A 16,513-nucleotide genomic window follows, 5' to 3' on the forward strand; every position below is an offset into this window, starting at 1 on the left:
GGAACACATGACTATGACAACAACAACCAACGCACTCGGCGTCCACGCCCTCGTCTGGGCAGGGGACACCTCGCGGGAATCGGTCGAGACCGTCATCACGCGCACGGCCACCGCCGGTTACGACCTCGTCGAGTTCTCTCTGCACGACTCCCTCAACCTCGACGTCGACCACGCTCGGAAGCTGCTCGCGGACAACAACCTGGACGTGGTGTGTTCACGCGGCCTGGCCTTCGATGCGGACGTCTCCAGTGAGGACACGGCGACGGTGGACCGCGGCGCAAAACTGCTGCAGGACTCCCTGCGCATCACCCACGAGATGGGAGGCACGCATTTCACCGGAGCCCTCTTCAGCGCTCTGGGCAAATACGGGGCGCCCATGACAGCCGCCGGCAGGAACAACGTGGTGAGGGTCCTGAAGGACCTCGCCGCCGAGGCGCAGTCCCGCTCCATGACCCTCGGGCTGGAGATCTGCAACAGGTACGAAACCAACGTCATCAACACCGCACGGGACGCATTGCGGCTGGCAGACGACATCGGCGAGGACAACGTCCTGATCCACCTCGATACCTACCACATGAACATCGAGGAAAATGACCTTGTCACCCCCGTGTACGAGGTGGGGGAGCGGCTCGGTTACGTTCATATCGGGGAAAACCACCGGGGTTACCTCGGCTCGGGACACCTTGACTTCACCTCGTTCTTCCACGCCCTCGCCGGCATCAACTACACCGGCGCCATCACCTTCGAAAGCTTCTCCTCGGCTGTCGTCGCCCGGGGGTTGTCCAACGACCTCGCGGTGTGGCGGAACCTGTGGACCGACAGCGAGGACCTCGCCGTGCACGCCCGGACCTTCATGCAGAACCAGCTCCACGCAAGCCAGGCGGCGCGGTGACGCTGGAGGATCTTCTCGAACGGATCGCGCTCCTGCAGGAATCCCATCCCGCACCGGTCATTATCGGGGTGGTCGGGGCCCCCGGGGCCGGCAAGACCACGCTCGTTGAGCAGCTCATGGTCCGGCTCAACGCCGAAGAGACCGCGCCCGAGCGCCAACATCACGCGCATGTGCCGATGGACGGCTACCACTTGGCCGACGTCGAACTGGCCCGCCTCGACCGGCTCGACCGCAAGGGAGCGCCGGATACCTTCGATGCGTACGGTTATGCGGCCCTCCTGGAGAGGCTGCGTGGACCGCGGGAGGCCGTGGTGTACGCACCGGGCTTTGAACGCACCATTGAACAGCCCCTCGCAGGGGCCATCCCGGTTCATCCGTCGGCAACCACAATCCTCACCGAGGGCAATTACCTCCTGCTTGACGAACCCGGCTGGCGCGACGTCCGATCCCAGTGCACCGAGATCTGGTACTGCGAGCAGGATGACCAGCTCCGGGTGGAACGGCTCATCGCCCGGCACATCCGCTTCGGGAAAAGCCCGGCTGCTGCCACTGACTGGGTGGCGAACGTGGATGAACGCAACGCCCGTCTCATCCGCAACACGAGAGACCGGGCGGACCTGATCGTTACGCTCGAGGATGTCGCCCGACTCTGACGCAGGCGGCCAGCAGCCTGGGGTGGAGGCGTGGGAGCGGCGTGCGGTGGCTGGGGCATGGAAACCCACAGTGTTCAGTGTTAGGACCGTCCTGCCCTAGCTTGCGGCCTTCTTGACCAGCGCGCTGATCGTTGCCTCATCGGCGGCGGTCAGCTTCGTCAGGGCGAAGGACGTGGGCCACATCGTGCCGTCATCGAGGTTCGCCGCGTTATCGAACCCCAACGTCGCATACCGTGACTTGAACTTGTGCGAGCTTTGGAAGTAGCAGACGACCTTGCCGTCCTTGGCATATGCGGGCATCCCGTACCAGGTTTTCGGTACGAGTGCCGGTGCGCTGGCCTTGACGATGGCGTGGATCCGCTCGGCGATGACGCGATCAGGTTCGGGCATCTCGGCGATCTTCTCGAGCACGTCGCTTTCACCATCGGCCTTGGCGCCCCGCGGCCGGCGTGATGCCGCCTTGAGCTCCCGAGCGCGCTCCTTCATCGCGACCCGTTCCTCGTCCGTGAATCCGTCCTGCGCCTTGGTGTTTTTGTCGGCGCTTTCCGTCTCCTTCATGGCAAGTTCCTCTCTACGATCTGATACCACAATCCTCATCATAGGAAGCGGCGGCTTATGTGGAACTACTTGATTGCGCCGGTTGAGTAGGCCTGCGAGGGCGCCCCTAGCCGTCTGAGCGCTTCGTAATGATCCGCCGCCCCGCCATGGGCTGGCTACACTGAGCCGATGAACGAGGACAGCAAGGACCATATCGTCATGCGTATCGTTGACCGGCTGGCCGCCCGCTACCCGGAGGCCCCGCGACCGCAGGTCGAGGTCATCGTCGAGGAGGAGTACGACACCTTGGACGGAGGCCGGATCCGGACGTACATACCGACCCTCGTCGAGCACAGCGCCCGGAACCGGATCCACCGCGAATTCACCGGCCAGCACCACGACCGCTAGCCGGCCCGAAAAGGCTGAGCTTCAGTCGATGGAAGCCAGGATCGCGTCCAAGGCATGCTCGGACGTGGACCCGGGAACGTTCACCAAGGCGGCGGTGAAGTAGTGACTGTCAGTGCACAGCGTTGCCTGCTGAGCGGGGCCATTGCTCCCAGTCCAGCCAGACCAACCGCGGGACTGGATCCACTCCGCACTGATGCGGGTGTCACCCGGTGAAAGTTGTCCGCCTTCGTCGCAGCCTTGTCTGATCATGTCGAGTTCATCACCGCCGCCGGACAGGCTCAGGGCACCAAGGGTCGCGATGGGTGCGTAGACTTCCCCGACGGAGGCCGTGTATACACACATGCCTTCCAATGGCAGCGGGGTTGTTCCCGCCGGAGGATCCACTCGAGGAAGGTCAGGGAACTTTCCGAGGTACGCTTCGCCGGCCCCGCAAAAGTCCGCGGACGGCAGACCTGTTGTTGGCACCGACGGCGGCGGTTCGCGGGAGGGGCCTGCTGGGGCCGGTGTTGAAGTGACCGAAGGGGGCAGGGGGCCCACCGCCTTGGTGGCGGTCTCATCCGCCGGCGGTTGCTGATGCCCGCACGCCGACAGGGCAAGTACTGCAAGGGCCGCGGTAAGCACATTGGCTAAGGACTGCTGCATCTTTCCCCCATAGATCGCAATGGTTCATTGTAGAAGCATGAATCGGTCCGACGGCGGGCGCCGTTGGTCCTTTTTCGATTCAATGGTCCGCTGCAGCCGGGACCCGACGCGCCCAGACACCACAACCGCGCCTCCTCACCATAGGCTCAACTGGCGCTTGCTGCCGATCCAATGCCTGTTCCCCTCCGGCATTTGAAGGCCTGCCCGCGCTTGTGGAGCGAGGGCGGGCCGACGCCGTACATAGGTGGTGGGCCATTGCATCAGCCCTCTGCCTGCTTGGATTTTCCTGCCGAGGCGTCCGTTATGAGGCCAGAAGACGGTGATGGATACTCCTTGCGCTAGTGACCGTCCTTGCCGCAGTCGATCTTGACCTTATTGCTCTTGTCCCAGCCGTCCTTCTTGCTGTAGCTGTGAGCCCGGTAGTCGTTGCCGCACTTGGCCTTCTTGCTGTCGAACTTGAACTCGCCGCGATGCGTGCGCACGTCACGCTCGTCGATCACCTTGTCCTTGCCCTTGTGATTGGTCTGGACGATCTTCACATAGACCTTTTTGGCCTCGTAATCCTTGCCGATGACCTTCAGCTTGCCGTCGCGGTCGACCTTCAACGTAAGGTCGCCGCTGTTGTCCCGGTTATGATCCGCAGCGGTTACGGCCTGGACGGGGGCAGCAACCACGGGAGCTGAAAGGCCCAGGCCCGCAAGCAAGCCAAGCAGCGTCCCGGCAACAAGAATCAACAGCCGCCAGCTGAGCGACTTTTTCATGATGGGTTTCTACTTCCATGAACGCCGGATCGATGATGGGGACGGGCGCGCTTCATCGGCGCTGCGGCCGGATGTCCGGCGGGTCCGTCCGCTTTTGCCCAGAGCGGATGCAGCTGAGTTCGAGCAGACCCCAGCCTCAGTGCCGGGAGCCGTTTTGTCTCCGGTGCATTCGATGCGGTTTTCAAGTGGTCGGTCCGGCTTCCCCAGCGGAGCCATTCCTGCACGGCCTCGAAAGGCACGGCTTAAGCCTAGACGACGGCCGGCCACCGCAAAAGAGCCGGCACGGTCCGCCCAGTGCACTGCAGGCTGGATCCGTTCCGGCCACCCGGGAATTGAAGCCCGGCCTGTGCCGTCCAGGGGCGCCAACGTAGCTTCGCGACCGGTTGACGTCAGCGTGCCGCAGTAGCGTTCTGCTCCTGGAAGGCCGGCACGACGTGCTCGATGAAGAGTTCGAGCGAGCGCTTTTTATCCTCATGGGTCAGGCTGTTATCGGACCAGAGGCTGAACTCATCAACGCCCAGTGCCTCGTAGCGTCGGAGCCGCTCGATCACCTCGTCAGGCGTCCCAATGAGCGCCGTCTGGTGGAGGGACTCGGGCGTGAATTCCGGGCGGTCGGCGAACTTCTCTGCAGGGCTGGGATCGAGGAAACCGTCCTTCGGAGTGGTCTTGTTCCCGAACCAGGCATCGAACGTCCGGTAGAACTTTTGGATGCCCTCGGCCGGACGCCGCCATCCCTCAGGCTCGTTCGCGGGATGGACATGCGTGTGGCGCAGCACCATGAGATCGGGGCGGGGGACGCCGGGGTTGTTACCCACAGCGGTGTCGAACTTGTGCGCAAGGTCTTCGACCTCCTCGTCGCCTTTCATGAGCGGCGTCACCATCACATTGCATCCGTTCGCGACGGCGAACTCGTGCGAGGAGATGTCACGGGCGGCAATCCACATGGGCGGGGTCGGCTTCTGCAGAGGCTTGGGTACGCTGGTGGAGGTCGGGAACTGCCAGATCTCGCCGTCATGTGCGTAGTCGCCTTTCCAGAGCGCGCGCACGGCCGGAACCAGTTCCCGCAAGTGCTTGCCGCCATCGACTGCGGGCATGCCGCCCATGAGGCGGTCGAACTCGAACTGGTAGGCGCCGCGAGCCAGGCCCACTTCCATCCGACCATTGCTGATGACATCAAGCAGGGCCGTTTCACCGGCTACGCGGAGCGGGTTCCAGAAGGGTGCGATGATCGTTCCGGCACCCAACCGGATGCGCGACGTGCGTGCCGCCAGGTATGCAAGCTGGGGCATGGGGCTGGGAGAGATCGTGTATTCCATCGAGTGGTGCTCACCAATCCACACGGTGCTGAACCCGCCGGCTTCCGCGATGAGGACGAGTTCCGTTAGGTTCTCGAAGCATTCGCGGTGCGAGACGGTTTCGTCCCAGCGCTCCATGTGGGTGAAGAGGGAAAAGCGCATGAGTGACTCCTTCGTTGTGCGGCGGCGTTGGTCGACGCCTCGTTGTCGGGTGCTGCTTTCGGGCTGCTGCGTTTCGTTCGGCGCTGGCTTTTCTGGTTCCGTGCGAGCCCGAAAGGCACTCGCTAACCTTTGGTCGCTTTGTCTCGCTCGGCGAGTGTTGTGTCGCCGACGGCCCAGCGGCTCCGCGGGATTTCGCGGAGCAATACGGTGATGTGTTCGGGGCGGGCGTCGACGGTCTCGAGAACAGCCGTATGGACTGCTTTCACGAGCGCGCGCAACTGCTCGGGCGTGCGGCCCTCCGAGATGGAAATATCGATGATGGGCATGCCTTAGCTCCTCATGATGAAAGGATCGGCGAGCGGGGATTCGTCGGTGTTGATCCACACACTCTTGACCCGCGTGTATTCACGGATGCTTTCAATGCCGTGTTCGACGCCGACACCGCTGGCCTTGAAGCCTTCACGTGGTGATTGGGGTGACATCGTGCGGTAGGTGTTCACCCAGATTGTCCCGGCTTCGAGGCGGCTGGCCATGCGATGAGCCCTGAAGAGGTTGCTGGTCCAAATACCAGCGGCCAGCCCGTAGTTGGTGTCATTTGCCAGGCGGAGCACCTCCTCCTCTGATTCAAACGGCATGATCGCCGCGACGGGGCCGAAGATCTCCTCACGGACCACGCGCATGGAGTTGTCGACGTCGGTGAGGACGGTGGGCTCGAAGAAGTATCCGCCGAGGCCGGTGTCGGGCCGGCTGCCGCCGGTCAGAACCGTGGCCCCTTCAGAGACGCCGAGATCGACATAACTGGCCACCTTGTCCCTCTGATCCGCGAAGGCCAGCGGCCCGAGTTCCGTTGCGTCCAGGAGCGGGTCCCCAATGACGATGCTTCGGGCACGGTTGGCTACCCGCTCGAGCAGTTCGTCATAGACGGCCTTGTGGGCAAACACGCGGCTGCCGGCGATGCAGGTCTGGCCGGCAGCGGCGAAGATGCCGGCAACCACTCCCATCGACGCATTGGCTATGTCCGCGTCGGCGAAGACGATGTTGGGGGACTTGCCGCCCAGTTCCAGCGTCGACCCGATGAAGCGGGACGCGGTTGAGGAAGCGATTCGTGCACCTGTGGCGGTGCTGCCTGTGAACGATATTTTGGCCAGGCGGCGGTCATCGACCAGCGCGGCTCCGGCTTCTGCGCCGAATCCGGTAACGACGTTGATGACGCCTGGCGGGAAGCCGGCTTCCTCAGCCAGCGCGGCCAGCCGCAGAACGGTGGCGGACGTGTATTCGGAGGGCTTGATCACGATGGTGTTGCCGGTCGCCAGTGCGGGGGCGAGTTTGCTGGTGGTCAGCGTGAGCGGCGAGTTCCATGGCGTGATCGCTCCCACGACGCCGAGGGGTTCGCGCAGGGTGTAGTTCAACATCGCGCGGCTGGAGCCCGGAATGGTGTCGCCCTGTATCTTGTCCGCCAAACCGGCGTAGTAATAGTAGTACTCGGGCATCGCGTTGAGCTGGGCGCGCATTTCCCTCAGGAGCTTGCCGTTGTCTTCGGATTCCATGCGGGCGAGTTCGTCCGCATGCTCGCCCACGAGGTCCCCTAACCGGCGGAGCAGGTGCCCGCGCCTGGTCTGGCTTAGGTCCCGCCACGCGGGATTCTCGAAAGCAGCCGCTGCGGCTGATACCGCCCGGTTGATGTCCGCTGCGTTGCCTCGCGCAGCGCTGTAGAGCACGTCCAGGGTGGCCGGGTTGGTGCTGTCAAAGTATTCCCCGGATGACGGCGGGACCCAGTCTCCGTTGATGAAGTGCTCGTAGCGGCGGTCAGTCGACATGTGAATGCTCCTTGAAGAAAGCAGTGAGGGTGTTGGCGAGCTCTTGGGGGCGCTCCACAGGCATCATGTGACGGGCCCCGCTGATGACGGAATAGGTTCCGCCGGGGATAGCCGCGGCGAGCCGGGAGCTCATCTCAGGCGTCGACCCCGGGTCCAGTTCTCCGGTGACTGCATGGGACCGAACGGTGATCCGGGGGAGTTCGGGCGCCATTTCCGCGTCTGCGGTTGCGAAAACGCGGTAGCAGGCAAGGAAGGATCGGGGGTCGTTTCGAAGCAGGACTTCCCTTGTTCCCTGGACCAGTTCCACCGGTACGGGAGATCCTTCGGGGTACCACCGGCGGATTGACGCCTCCACTGTTGACGGGAAGTCCGATTCCGCGGCGGCCAGCCGCTTCATCACAGCCGCCTGCTCCCCAGCGGTACGGGCGCACACCGATCCGACCGAAACCAGTGAGGCAACGAGATCGGGACGGAACCGGGCCAGGTGCTGTGCGACGAGGGCGCCCAGCGAGAACCCCACCACATGGGTGCCCGGTTCCATGCGCTCTGCGGCGTCGGCCGCGAGCTCGGCAAGCGTCACCCCTTCGGGCGCAGCTTTTCCGCGGTGTCCGTGCCCTAGGAGTTCGAGGACCTGTACGTCGTATTCCGGTTCAAGAAACTCACGCAGCGGTCCCCACATCGACCCGTCGAGGCCGACGCCGTGGATCAGTGCTACGCGCTCGCGGCTCACGGGGGATTCTCCTACTTCGTTTCGGTGGCGAACGCGGCGAGACGCTGTTGTGGGCGTCCCTGCGCGGCCGCAGCGAGGGCGATCACAATTTCATCAGGGTGCGGTGCGTCATTGATCCGCACTTCAATGCTCTGGTGGTGGGAGCGGATGGTCGCGTCAGTGATGTGCTTGAGCGGAATGTCGAATACAACGCCCGCCGGCCCGCGCTTTTCCACGGCCGGCAGGAGCGTAGTGGCATTGGCGGCGTCGCGGAAATGGTTCCCGAAGGCAAGGGTGTGAATCAGGGCCGAGCCGTGCTCGATTTCGCCGTTTAGGCCCACGATGGCAGCCTTGCCGTACGCTTCGGCGGGGGCGCCGAGGGCCTCAAGTACGCGGGGGGCGAGCAGGGCGCCAATGTCGGAGGCGTTGCCGTCGATTCCCGCTGAAAGATCCTCGACGAATCCCTGGCCGGCCCAAGGGTTTTTGATGACGGCTGCGACGACGGCGACCCGTGCCGCCGGGCTGACTTCGCGGCCGCCCTCGATGAGGATGTCATCGGTCAGTGTGACGATTTTACGAATGCTCATGAGATCAGTTCTCCTAGGGTCGCTGCTTTGACATCGGGGTCGGTAAGCCGGTCCCCGATACGCGGATGTGGGCGGGGCCCGGTTGACGCACCCAGTACGACGACAATCTCTCTGGCCCGCGGCGCATCGCTGATCCGGGTGGTGATGGTCTGGTAGTGCGTGCGGGTGGCGGCAGCATTCTTGTGCCAGAGCGGCACGACGAGCGAGGCGCCGGCGTCTGCCCGGTCGTCGGCGAAGCAGATGATGGATTCACCGTCGAAGTACTCCCGGACGAGGTTGCCGAAGAATGGGGTGTGGATGAGGGCTGCACCGTGTTCAATCTCACCGTCGGTGCCGACGATCGCTGCTTTCCCGAAGGCCTGGATTGCGTCAATACCTCCGAGTTCCTTGATGAGTACGTCGGTGAGTCTGCGGGCAAGGGCCGGAGCTACCTGGATTACCTGCTCGTTCAGGTCGTCGGTGGCCTTGCCCTCCAGCCAGGGGTTGGTGACCACGGCCGCTGCCGTAGCGCGAATGGCCGGGACCGCGGGGGATAGGCCGTTCTCGAGCAGGATTTCCTCGCTGTAATAGACGATCTTGCGGATGGCCGGGCCCTGATTGTTCATCATTTAGTCCCGGCCAGGGGGGTCAAGATGGAAATGAGCATCACTAGCTCCTTGTAGTGGTTGCGGAAGAAGAAGGCATTTCAGCCGTCGGCGTTGTGCTGATCCAAGGCGACTTCACGTGCTGCCGTGACGACGTGGTCGCGCATGGCCCACTCCGCGCCCATGGCGTCCTTGGCGCGGATCATGGCCACGACCTTCCGGTGCTCGGCGACGGAGCGCGCGATGCGTCCGGGGTGGGCGATGGTCGTCGCCACGAGGCGCTGGTAGTACGCAAGTTGGTTCATGAGGGTCCGGTATTGCTCTGCGAGCTTGTGGTGGTCGCTGCCGTCGACGATGAGCTGGTGAAACTCGTGAACCAGCGATGCATAGGCCTCGGAGTCACCGTTTTGCGCCGCCTCCTCCGAGGCTTCAATGTTCGTGTCCAGTTTGGTGAGTTCCGGCACCGCGCCGCGGCGCGCCATGAGTCCGGCGGCCAGGCCTTCCAGGATTTCCTTGAGTTGGAACATCTCGACGATCTCGCGGCGGCTTGGTTCCCGCACGAATGTCCCGACCTTTGGCCTGATTTCCACAAGCCCTTCGGCCTGCAACTGCTTCAGGGCCTCCCGCACCGGGGTGCGGCTGACGTTGAACTCCTGGGCCAGGATCGTCTCACTCAATGCTGTTCCTGCGGGGTAGTCACCGCTGAGCACCAATTGACGGAGCCGGTCCAGCAAGGGGGGAGCCGGCAGCTGGATGACGTCGTCGGGGGATGTCCTTCGTGAACTCTGTTGCATGGTAGATAAGCTACACGGTGCCTTTCCAACGCGTCAAGAACCTTGCATACATCAGCGGCGAGGTCTGAGTGATTGCCCGACGAACACGCGTGATCACTGGTCTCAAGATACTCCTTTGTGAGGTGAACCACATTTTTCTGCCCTCAACTATTGACTCGGTCACACCAGCAATCTACCGTCTGTTGTATGGAACAGACATCCACCAGCGTTCCGCCGGCGCCCGTCGAGGCCCTGAGCGACGCTTCTCATTCGGATTCTCCCCAAGGTGTCGGATCTGTCTTCTGGATCTCCCTGGGGCTCATCGCTGCATTCGTCATCTGGGCGACGGTGTTCACCGACAACCTCAACACCACAATGACAAGCGCCCTCAACTGGGTCACCGCATCCGTGGGATGGGGTTATCTGGTCGTCACCCTCGGGCTCGTCGGGCTGCTCGTCTACATCATGTTCAGCCGGTACGGAGCCCTCCGGCTCGGTCCTTCCACCTCCCGCCCTGACTATCCGACCTACGCCTGGCTGGCGATGATCCTGTCGGCGGTGATGGGCGTGGGACTGATCAGCTATGGGGTCGCCGAACCGATCTCCCACTTTGCGGCCCCTCCCCATGGCCTTGCGGAAGCCGGCTCGCGGGAGGCAGCCGTTCGTGCCATGCAGTTCAGTTTCTTTGACTGGGGGATCCATGCCTGGGCGGTGTTCGCCGTCTTCGGCCTCGCCATTGGGTACTCGACACACCGGCTTGGCCGAAGCACCCTCGTTTCCACGATGCTCCGTCCCATCCTTGGCAAGAGCGCTGACGGCTGGGCCGGCAGGGCCGTGGACGTCCTCGTGATCATCGCCACCCTGTTTGGCACCACCACTTCGCTCGGACTTGGTGCAGCGCAGATCGACAATGGGATTCAAAGTGTGTTCGGGCTGCCCGGCGGCACCGCCATGCAGATCGGTATTGTCGCGGTGATCACCGTGCTGTTCACAGCATCGGCCCTCAGCGGCGTCCACCGCGGCATCCGCTACATCAGCCAGACCACGATGGTACTGGCCGTCGGCCTCCTGGTTTTCGTCCTGATCGCCGGCCCCACAAACTTCATCAGCAACCTCTTTTTCGAGTCCATCGGCCGCTATTTCAACGACTTCATTTCGATGAGTCTCATCACCCCGCAGGGTGACTCTGAATTGCAGTGGATGCAGTGGTGGACCTACTTCATGATGGCCTGGTGGATCGCCTGGGGCGCCTTTGTCGGCGTCTTCCTCGCCAAGATCTCGCGCGGCCGCACCATCCGTCAGTTCATCGTCGGCGTCCTCGGAGTCCCAAGCCTCGTCTTCTTCATCTGGTTCACTGTCTTCGGCGGCACCGCGATCCACAGTGACATGACCGGCGACGGCGCCATCGGCGAAGCGGCCGCCAGCGACGTCAACTCCGCATTCTTCGCAATGCTCGCAGAGCTGCCCCTGGCCGGCATCACATCCGCCATCACCATCCTCCTCGTCGTACTGTTCTTCATCTCCGGCGCAGACGCCAACACCTACGTCCTGAGCATGCTCTCCAGCAACGGTGTTCTCACGCCGAAGCGTCCGGTGCTCGTGGTCTGGGGCACGGTTACAGGAATCACCGCGATCGTGCTTCTGCTCGCCGGAGGGCTCGCCGCCCTCCAACAGGCAGTCATCCTCTCTGCCGCACCTTTCACCATCATTGTCGTGCTCCTGGCCATATCGCTGATGATCGAGCTGCGTCGTGATCCGGAAATCATGGCCATGAACCGACGCGCCCGTTCCGTAGTAGCCACCCCGGCTGATACCCGAAGCGAGGAGGAAAAATGAGCAGGGCATCGACCACCGGAGTCTCCACCAGGGCGGCCAAGGTGACCGAGGCCTGGGCGGCAGCATGGAATGAGGGCGACACGGCCCTCTTGGAGGAACTGCTCGATACCGGGTACGAGCGACACTCCGCTGGTTCCACAAGCGCTCAATCGTCTAGTGAGCTCATCGAGGCCATCAAGAACTCACGGGCTGCTTTCCCTGATCTGCACACCACGATCGATGCGATCATCGAAGAGGGCGACCACATGGCCATCTTCTGGCACAGCACCGGAACGCACCAGAACGAATTCCTTGGCGTTCCGTCCACCCGGCGTTCCGTCGAGACCTATGGATCCAATCACTGCATATTCAGCAACGACAAGCTCGTCGAAGAACACGTGACCTGGGATCCACGCCAGCTACTCACTGCACTTGGCATCATTTATTTGGAGTCAGAATGAACGACACTAAACCCGCACTGGCCCACGACGTCGACCCGACACTGGTCCGCGCCTTCAACAAGCAGTTCGTCACCGGCGTCACCGTGGTCACCGTTGACGACGACGGCGAACCCCGCGGACTATGCGTAAACGCCTACGCGTCCATCTCCTACGATCCGCCCGTCGTCATGGTCTGTGTCCAACACAGCTCAACGACCCACCCCTCGCTGTTCAGGGCCACCCACCTCGGTATCAATATCATGGCGACCGACCAAAAGGATGTGGTCGGTGTGTTCGCAGGCAAGAGCGATAACAAATTCGCCCAAGTGGACTGGGCTCCGGCGCCGCACGGCTCTCCAATGCTTACCGGCGCCGCAGCCTCGCTCGAAGCGGAGATCAGGGAACGCTTCCAGGCGAAAACCCACACCGTATTCATCGGGCGCGTCCGCCACGTAACCGTCGCCGACAAACAGCCCATCCTTTATCGGGCCGCGCACTTCTACGACGGCGGAGCCCTCACAGAGCTCCCATGATCAGCGGATGCTCAACAAGGTCCCGCTAAGTCGTAACCATTGATTCAATTCCCCGAGGAAGAAGTACTGATGAGCATTTCAAGCAAGCAGGAAAACAGCCTCCTCGCCTCCGTGCCGACGGGCCTGCTCATTGGCGGGCAGTGGCGGGATGCCTCCGACGGCGGCACCTTCGATGTCCACGACCCGGCCACCGGCGGGGTGCTCGCGACCCTTGCCTCGGCCACGAGCGATGACGCTGTGGCGGCACTGGACGCAGCCGATGAGGTTCAGGGCTCCTGGGCGCGCACGGCGCCGCGGGCACGGGCCGAGATCCTGCGCCGGGCCTTTGACCTGGTCACTGAGCGCGCCGAGCACTTCGCCCTGCTGATGACCCTGGAGATGGGCAAGCCGCTGGCCGAGGCCCGCGGTGAGGTCGCCTACGGCGCCGAGTTCCTGCGCTGGTTCTCCGAAGAAGCGGTCCGGGACTACGGCCGCTACCTGACCACCCCCGAGGGTAGGAACAAGATTCTCGTGCAGCACAAGCCCGTGGGACCGTGCCTGCTCATCACCCCGTGGAATTTCCCGCTGGCCATGGCCACCCGCAAGGTCGCACCCGCTGTGGCAGCCGGGTGCACCATGGTCCTCAAACCCGCCAAGCTGACCCCGCTGACATCCCAGCTGTTTGCGCAGACCATGATGGACGCCGGCCTGCCCGCCGGCGTGCTGAACGTCGTGTCCTCCTCGTCGGCGTCGGGGATTTCCGGGCCCCTGTTGAAGGACTCTCGGCTGCGGAAGATTTCCTTCACCGGCTCCACCCCGGTGGGCAAGCGCCTGATCGCCGACGCCGCCCAGAACGTGCTGCGGACCTCCATGGAGCTCGGCGGCAACGCTCCGTTCATCGTCTTCGAGGACGCGGACCTGGACAAGGCGGTGGAAGGGGCGATGGCCGCGAAAATGCGGAACATGGGCGAGGCCTGCACCGCGGCCAACCGCTTCCTCGTCCACGAATCGGTGGCCGAGGAGTTTACCGTTAGGTTCGCCGCCGCCATGGGCTCCCTGACCACCGGACGGGGCACCGACCCGGCCTCCCAGGTGGGCCCGCTGATCGACGCCGGCGCCCGCGGCGACGTGCACGCCCTGGTCAGCGCGGCTCTCGACGCCGGCGCCACCGCCGTCACCGGAGGCTCACCGGTGGAGGGTGCCGGCTACTTCTACCAGCCCACCGTCCTGGCCAACGTCCCGAACGACGCAGCTATCCTCCGCCAGGAAATCTTCGGCCCCGTCGCCCCTGTCACTACCTTCTCCACCGAGGAAGAGGCCATCGGTCTGGCCAACGCCAGCGAGTACGGTCTTGCCTCCTACCTCTACAGCCGGAATCTCAACAGACTCCTGCGCGTGGCCGAACAGATCGAATTCGGCATGGTCGGCTTCAACGCCGGCGTCATTTCCAACGCCGCCGCGCCCTTCGGCGGAGTTAAACACTCCGGCCTCGGACGCGAAGGCGGCACCGAAGGCATCGCCGAATACACCACCACCCAGTACATCGGCATCGCCGACCCCTACACAAGCTGATTCCGGCCCCGCCTGCCAGGGGCCATCCGTGGGCAGCAGCGGCGGCCCCCCGCCGGTCAGCTGCTGCCCTCGGCCTCCGCACCACCGGGCTGCCACAGCTGAACCTGGTTGCCCTCCGGGTCGTGTAGTGAAGCGAACCGACCGTTTGGATACACCTCCTGGTCAACTTCAACCGATACACCGCCACGACGCAGCTGGCCGACCATTGCGTCAAGATCGGCTACGCGGAAATTCAGCGACCATGAATGTCCCTTGCCGCCCATGTTCTCGGAGTCAGGCGGCATCACGGCGAAGACCGTAGGTCCGGCGTCCTGCCACCACGGACTCGCATCGTATGACTCCGGTGGAGTGTCGATACCGAGCATGTCGCTGTACCACTGCGCCAGCTCGGCAGGTCGTGTGCCGGTCACGAACACCCCGCCAATTCCCGTTACCCGTTCCATGAGCCCTCCCCTTCAGTTCGGTTCACAGAAGCCGCCCCCAACCTAGCCCGGCAGTGATGGGGACCAGCGTAGGCGCGTGCTCCTACACGTTCAACCCGTTGTTCACCCCGAACACCTCGTCCTGCGGCCTCCAACGCCAAATGGGACCAAAGTGGGAATTACGTTCGGCATGAAAAAACATTTGCATAATCCTTAATTCTGTTGTGGCAGAAGTGAATCACGCACACTGGTAATGTCTGGCAAATGGGCAGGGGACGATTTCATCGGACAGTAGGTCTCGTAATAGCGCTATTGGCCGGAGGCGCGGCCGCTCTGCTGTGGATCGCCGTTGCGGCCGGGGGCCCTTCGCCGTCTGACGGTGCAACCCCCGGCGTCGTCCTCGGCGCCTGGAAGGTGCTTTACAACACTGATGCGCCACCCGTCCGGGTACTGGTTGTCGCCGTTGCGTTGGCCGTGCTGCTGGCCGCCGGGGTGGCGTTGCTTGAACAGCGGATTGCCACCCGCTCCCGGCGGTCGGCTAACGCCGACATTGCTCCGCTGGCCCCCAGGATCGTCATGGCGGCCACCCGGGGAGTGTACGACGGGCCGGTGACGGTTACCGTGCTGATCCCCGCGCACAACGAGGAAGCATCGCTGCCCTCAACGATTGCTTCCCTTCAGGCCCAGTCCCATCCGCCGGAGCGCATCGTCGTCGTGGCGGACAACTGCACCGATGCCACTGTCGCGCTGGCCCGCCGTGCCGGCGTGGAAGTGATCGAATCGGTGAACAACACGAAGAAGAAGGCAGGCGCGCTGAATCAGGCGCTCAAGCAGATCCTTCCGTCGCACGGGCCAAACGACGTCGTCATGGTGATGGATGCGGATACCCAGCTCGACGACGGATTCCTCGCCGCAGCAGTGCGGCGTTTCGCCGACGACCGGGGTCTCATGGCGGTCGGCGGACTGTTCTATGGAGAACCGGGACACGGCATTCTGGGCCAGTTCCAGCGCAATGAGTACATCCGGTACAGCCGCGAGATCAGGCGCCGCCGCGGGCGCGTTTTTGTCCTGACCGGGACGGCATCGCTTTTCCGGCCGGTCGCCTTGCGGACCATTGCGGACGAGAGGGGGCGGACGATCCCCGGAACTCCCGGTGATGTCTACGACACGGCGGCACTCACTGAGGACAATGAGCTCACCATTGCCCTCAAATCCCTAGGCGCACTCATCATTTCCCCGAGCGAATGCACCGTGGTCACGGAGCTGATGCCAAACTGGTCCACCCTGTGGGCGCAGCGGCTCCGGTGGCAGCGCGGTGCCCTCGAGAATATCGGCGCTTACGGGGTCACGCCTCAGACAATGCGCTACTGGGCGCAGCAGTTGGGCATCGGATATGGGGTGATCGCGCTCAGCGCGTACGTGCTTCTCGTTTTCCTCATGGTGTTCTCCCTTGATGAATGGGTTTGGTTCCCGTTCTGGGTGGGACTGGGTGCCCTGTTTATCGTTGAACGCGTCGTTACGGTGTGGAAGGGAGGCTGGCGCGCCCGCCTGTTGGCCGCGCCGCTTTTCCCCGAACTGTTCTTCGACATGTTCCTCAACATCGTCTACGTCAAGGGGATCATTGATATCTCGCTTGGCCGCACGGCCAGCTGGAAGCACGTGACCCGCGTCCGGGAGCAGGAGAAGGCGGAGCCAATATCATGACCAACGGGCTGCACATCTCGATGGGAATCCTGTTTCCCGAATCGATCCTGCATAGCGAGGTGTTCGCCATCCTGGCGACGGTCGTGGCAATCAACACCGTCATGTACACCGCACTGGCCGTGGTGAAGGTGCTGCCGAAGGCCCACCCTCCGGCGTGGCTGCGGACACGCCGGGAGCGCCAGGAAACCCGCAGCATCTACCCGGACGCCCCCTACTAGTCGTCAGCGC

19 protein-coding genes are annotated in these 16,513 nt (G+C 63.4%); 9 read left to right on the top strand and 10 right to left on the bottom strand.

Annotation, left to right across the window (positions count from 1 at the left end; translation table 11 throughout):
• Positions 1 to 13: 13 nt before the first annotated feature.
• A complete protein-coding gene (locus AC4D2R_RS08105; protein ID WP_490939143.1) occupies positions 14 to 892 on the top strand; it encodes a sugar phosphate isomerase/epimerase family protein in 879 nt (292 codons plus the stop codon).
• Positions 889 to 1,545, top strand: a complete 657-nt coding sequence (locus AC4D2R_RS08110) for a nucleoside/nucleotide kinase family protein (protein ID WP_490939145.1) — start codon at positions 889 to 891, stop codon at positions 1,543 to 1,545. Before AC4D2R_RS08105 ends, AC4D2R_RS08110 begins: the two co-directional genes overlap by 4 nt.
• A gap of 96 nt (positions 1,546 to 1,641) precedes the next feature.
• On the opposite strand, the gene AC4D2R_RS08115 is transcribed toward AC4D2R_RS08110, so the two are convergent.
• Positions 1,642 to 2,103 (bottom strand): iron chaperone, encoded by a 462-nt coding sequence (locus AC4D2R_RS08115; RefSeq protein ID WP_490939147.1) that lies wholly within the window; start codon positions 2,101 to 2,103, stop codon positions 1,642 to 1,644.
• Positions 2,104 to 2,271: 168 nt separating this feature from the next.
• Here AC4D2R_RS08115 and AC4D2R_RS08120 point away from each other — a divergent pair, with 168 nt between their 5' ends.
• The gene (locus tag AC4D2R_RS08120) at positions 2,272 to 2,490 is read left to right on the top strand and encodes a three-helix bundle dimerization domain-containing protein (protein WP_490900138.1); all 219 of its coding nucleotides are present in this window, start codon (positions 2,272 to 2,274) and stop codon (positions 2,488 to 2,490) included.
• A 980-nt stretch (positions 2,491 to 3,470) separates the two neighbouring features.
• Here the strand turns inward: AC4D2R_RS08120 and AC4D2R_RS08125 are convergent.
• From AC4D2R_RS08125 to AC4D2R_RS08160, 8 genes are all read right to left on the bottom strand, one after another.
• The gene (locus tag AC4D2R_RS08125) at positions 3,471 to 3,893 is read right to left on the bottom strand and encodes a hypothetical protein (protein WP_490939149.1); all 423 of its coding nucleotides are present in this window, start codon (positions 3,891 to 3,893) and stop codon (positions 3,471 to 3,473) included.
• A gap of 389 nt (positions 3,894 to 4,282) precedes the next feature.
• Entirely contained in the window at positions 4,283 to 5,350 is a 1,068-nt protein-coding gene (locus AC4D2R_RS08130) for an LLM class flavin-dependent oxidoreductase (RefSeq protein WP_490939151.1), read from the bottom strand.
• 122 nt (positions 5,351 to 5,472) lie between these two features.
• Positions 5,473 to 5,676 (bottom strand): 2-hydroxymuconate tautomerase, encoded by a 204-nt coding sequence (gene thmT, locus AC4D2R_RS08135; RefSeq protein ID WP_490939153.1) that lies wholly within the window; start codon positions 5,674 to 5,676, stop codon positions 5,473 to 5,475.
• Positions 5,677 to 5,679: 3 nt separating this feature from the next.
• Positions 5,680 to 7,167, bottom strand: coding sequence for an aldehyde dehydrogenase (locus AC4D2R_RS08140; protein ID WP_490939155.1), 1,488 nt, complete (start codon positions 7,165 to 7,167; stop codon positions 5,680 to 5,682).
• A complete protein-coding gene (locus AC4D2R_RS08145) occupies positions 7,157 to 7,897 on the bottom strand; it encodes an alpha/beta fold hydrolase (protein WP_490939157.1) in 741 nt (246 codons plus the stop codon). The genes AC4D2R_RS08140 and AC4D2R_RS08145 overlap by 11 nt, the downstream gene beginning before the upstream one ends.
• An 11-nt stretch (positions 7,898 to 7,908) precedes the next feature.
• The gene (locus AC4D2R_RS08150; RefSeq protein WP_490939159.1) at positions 7,909 to 8,463 is read right to left on the bottom strand and encodes an amino acid synthesis family protein; all 555 of its coding nucleotides are present in this window, start codon (positions 8,461 to 8,463) and stop codon (positions 7,909 to 7,911) included.
• A complete protein-coding gene (locus AC4D2R_RS08155) occupies positions 8,460 to 9,068 on the bottom strand; it encodes an amino acid synthesis family protein (protein ID WP_490939161.1) in 609 nt (202 codons plus the stop codon). The genes AC4D2R_RS08150 and AC4D2R_RS08155 overlap by 4 nt, the downstream gene beginning before the upstream one ends.
• 80 nt (positions 9,069 to 9,148) lie before the next feature.
• A complete protein-coding gene (locus AC4D2R_RS08160) occupies positions 9,149 to 9,841 on the bottom strand; it encodes a GntR family transcriptional regulator (protein ID WP_490939163.1) in 693 nt (230 codons plus the stop codon).
• 186 nt (positions 9,842 to 10,027) lie between these two features.
• On the opposite strand from AC4D2R_RS08160, the gene AC4D2R_RS08165 reads away from it, so the two are divergent.
• The 4 genes from AC4D2R_RS08165 (at position 10,028) to AC4D2R_RS08180 (ending at position 14,159) form a co-directional block, all read left to right on the top strand.
• Positions 10,028 to 11,656, top strand: coding sequence for a BCCT family transporter (locus tag AC4D2R_RS08165; RefSeq protein ID WP_490939165.1), 1,629 nt, complete (start codon positions 10,028 to 10,030; stop codon positions 11,654 to 11,656).
• Positions 11,653 to 12,096, top strand: a complete 444-nt coding sequence (locus tag AC4D2R_RS08170; RefSeq protein WP_490939167.1) for an ester cyclase — start codon at positions 11,653 to 11,655, stop codon at positions 12,094 to 12,096. The genes AC4D2R_RS08165 and AC4D2R_RS08170 overlap by 4 nt, the downstream gene beginning before the upstream one ends.
• Positions 12,093 to 12,608: a flavin reductase family protein gene (locus tag AC4D2R_RS08175; RefSeq protein WP_490939169.1), complete on the top strand. Its 516-nt coding sequence runs from the start codon at positions 12,093 to 12,095 to the stop codon at positions 12,606 to 12,608. Before AC4D2R_RS08170 ends, AC4D2R_RS08175 begins: the two co-directional genes overlap by 4 nt.
• A gap of 69 nt (positions 12,609 to 12,677) precedes the next feature.
• On the top strand, positions 12,678 to 14,159 hold the full coding sequence (locus AC4D2R_RS08180; RefSeq protein ID WP_490939171.1) for an NAD-dependent succinate-semialdehyde dehydrogenase: 1,482 nt from the start codon (positions 12,678 to 12,680) through the stop codon (positions 14,157 to 14,159).
• A 56-nt stretch (positions 14,160 to 14,215) separates the two neighbouring features.
• On the opposite strand, the gene AC4D2R_RS08185 is transcribed toward AC4D2R_RS08180, so the two are convergent.
• Positions 14,216 to 14,602, bottom strand: coding sequence for a VOC family protein (locus AC4D2R_RS08185; protein WP_490939173.1), 387 nt, complete (start codon positions 14,600 to 14,602; stop codon positions 14,216 to 14,218).
• Positions 14,603 to 14,893: 291 nt separating this feature from the next.
• On the opposite strand from AC4D2R_RS08185, the gene AC4D2R_RS08190 reads away from it, so the two are divergent.
• Together AC4D2R_RS08190 and AC4D2R_RS08195 are read left to right on the top strand one after the other, a co-directional pair.
• Positions 14,894 to 16,285, top strand: coding sequence for a glycosyltransferase family 2 protein (locus AC4D2R_RS08190; RefSeq protein WP_490939175.1), 1,392 nt, complete (start codon positions 14,894 to 14,896; stop codon positions 16,283 to 16,285).
• Complete coding sequence (locus AC4D2R_RS08195; protein ID WP_490900142.1) at positions 16,282 to 16,503, top strand: hypothetical protein; 222 nt, start codon at positions 16,282 to 16,284, stop codon at positions 16,501 to 16,503. The genes AC4D2R_RS08190 and AC4D2R_RS08195 overlap by 4 nt, the downstream gene beginning before the upstream one ends.
• Positions 16,504 to 16,513 lie beyond the last annotated feature (10 nt).

This window comes from Arthrobacter sp. TJ-217 (assembly GCF_058269255.1).

Coding starts and splice junctions, on each gene's coding strand:
- AC4D2R_RS08180 (WP_490939171.1), top strand. CDS start 12,678: ATGAGCATTTCAAGCAAGCAGGAAAACAGCCTCCTCGCCTCCGTGCCG.
- AC4D2R_RS08160 (WP_490939163.1), bottom strand. CDS start 9,841: ATGCAACAGAGTTCACGAAGGACATCCCCCGACGACGTCATCCAGCTG.
- AC4D2R_RS08105 (WP_490939143.1), top strand. CDS start 14: ATGACAACAACAACCAACGCACTCGGCGTCCACGCCCTCGTCTGGGCA.
- AC4D2R_RS08170 (WP_490939167.1), top strand. CDS start 11,653: ATGAGCAGGGCATCGACCACCGGAGTCTCCACCAGGGCGGCCAAGGTG.
- AC4D2R_RS08115 (WP_490939147.1), bottom strand. CDS start 2,103: ATGAAGGAGACGGAAAGCGCCGACAAAAACACCAAGGCGCAGGACGGA.
- AC4D2R_RS08175 (WP_490939169.1), top strand. CDS start 12,093: ATGAACGACACTAAACCCGCACTGGCCCACGACGTCGACCCGACACTG.
- AC4D2R_RS08125 (WP_490939149.1), bottom strand. CDS start 3,893: ATGAAAAAGTCGCTCAGCTGGCGGCTGTTGATTCTTGTTGCCGGGACG.
- AC4D2R_RS08150 (WP_490939159.1), bottom strand. CDS start 8,463: ATGAGCATTCGTAAAATCGTCACACTGACCGATGACATCCTCATCGAG.
- AC4D2R_RS08165 (WP_490939165.1), top strand. CDS start 10,028: ATGGAACAGACATCCACCAGCGTTCCGCCGGCGCCCGTCGAGGCCCTG.
- AC4D2R_RS08130 (WP_490939151.1), bottom strand. CDS start 5,350: ATGCGCTTTTCCCTCTTCACCCACATGGAGCGCTGGGACGAAACCGTC.
- AC4D2R_RS08185 (WP_490939173.1), bottom strand. CDS start 14,602: ATGGAACGGGTAACGGGAATTGGCGGGGTGTTCGTGACCGGCACACGA.
- AC4D2R_RS08140 (WP_490939155.1), bottom strand. CDS start 7,167: ATGTCGACTGACCGCCGCTACGAGCACTTCATCAACGGAGACTGGGTC.
- AC4D2R_RS08195 (WP_490900142.1), top strand. CDS start 16,282: ATGACCAACGGGCTGCACATCTCGATGGGAATCCTGTTTCCCGAATCG.
- AC4D2R_RS08155 (WP_490939161.1), bottom strand. CDS start 9,068: ATGAACAATCAGGGCCCGGCCATCCGCAAGATCGTCTATTACAGCGAG.
- AC4D2R_RS08120 (WP_490900138.1), top strand. CDS start 2,272: ATGAACGAGGACAGCAAGGACCATATCGTCATGCGTATCGTTGACCGG.
- thmT (WP_490939153.1), bottom strand. CDS start 5,676: ATGCCCATCATCGATATTTCCATCTCGGAGGGCCGCACGCCCGAGCAG.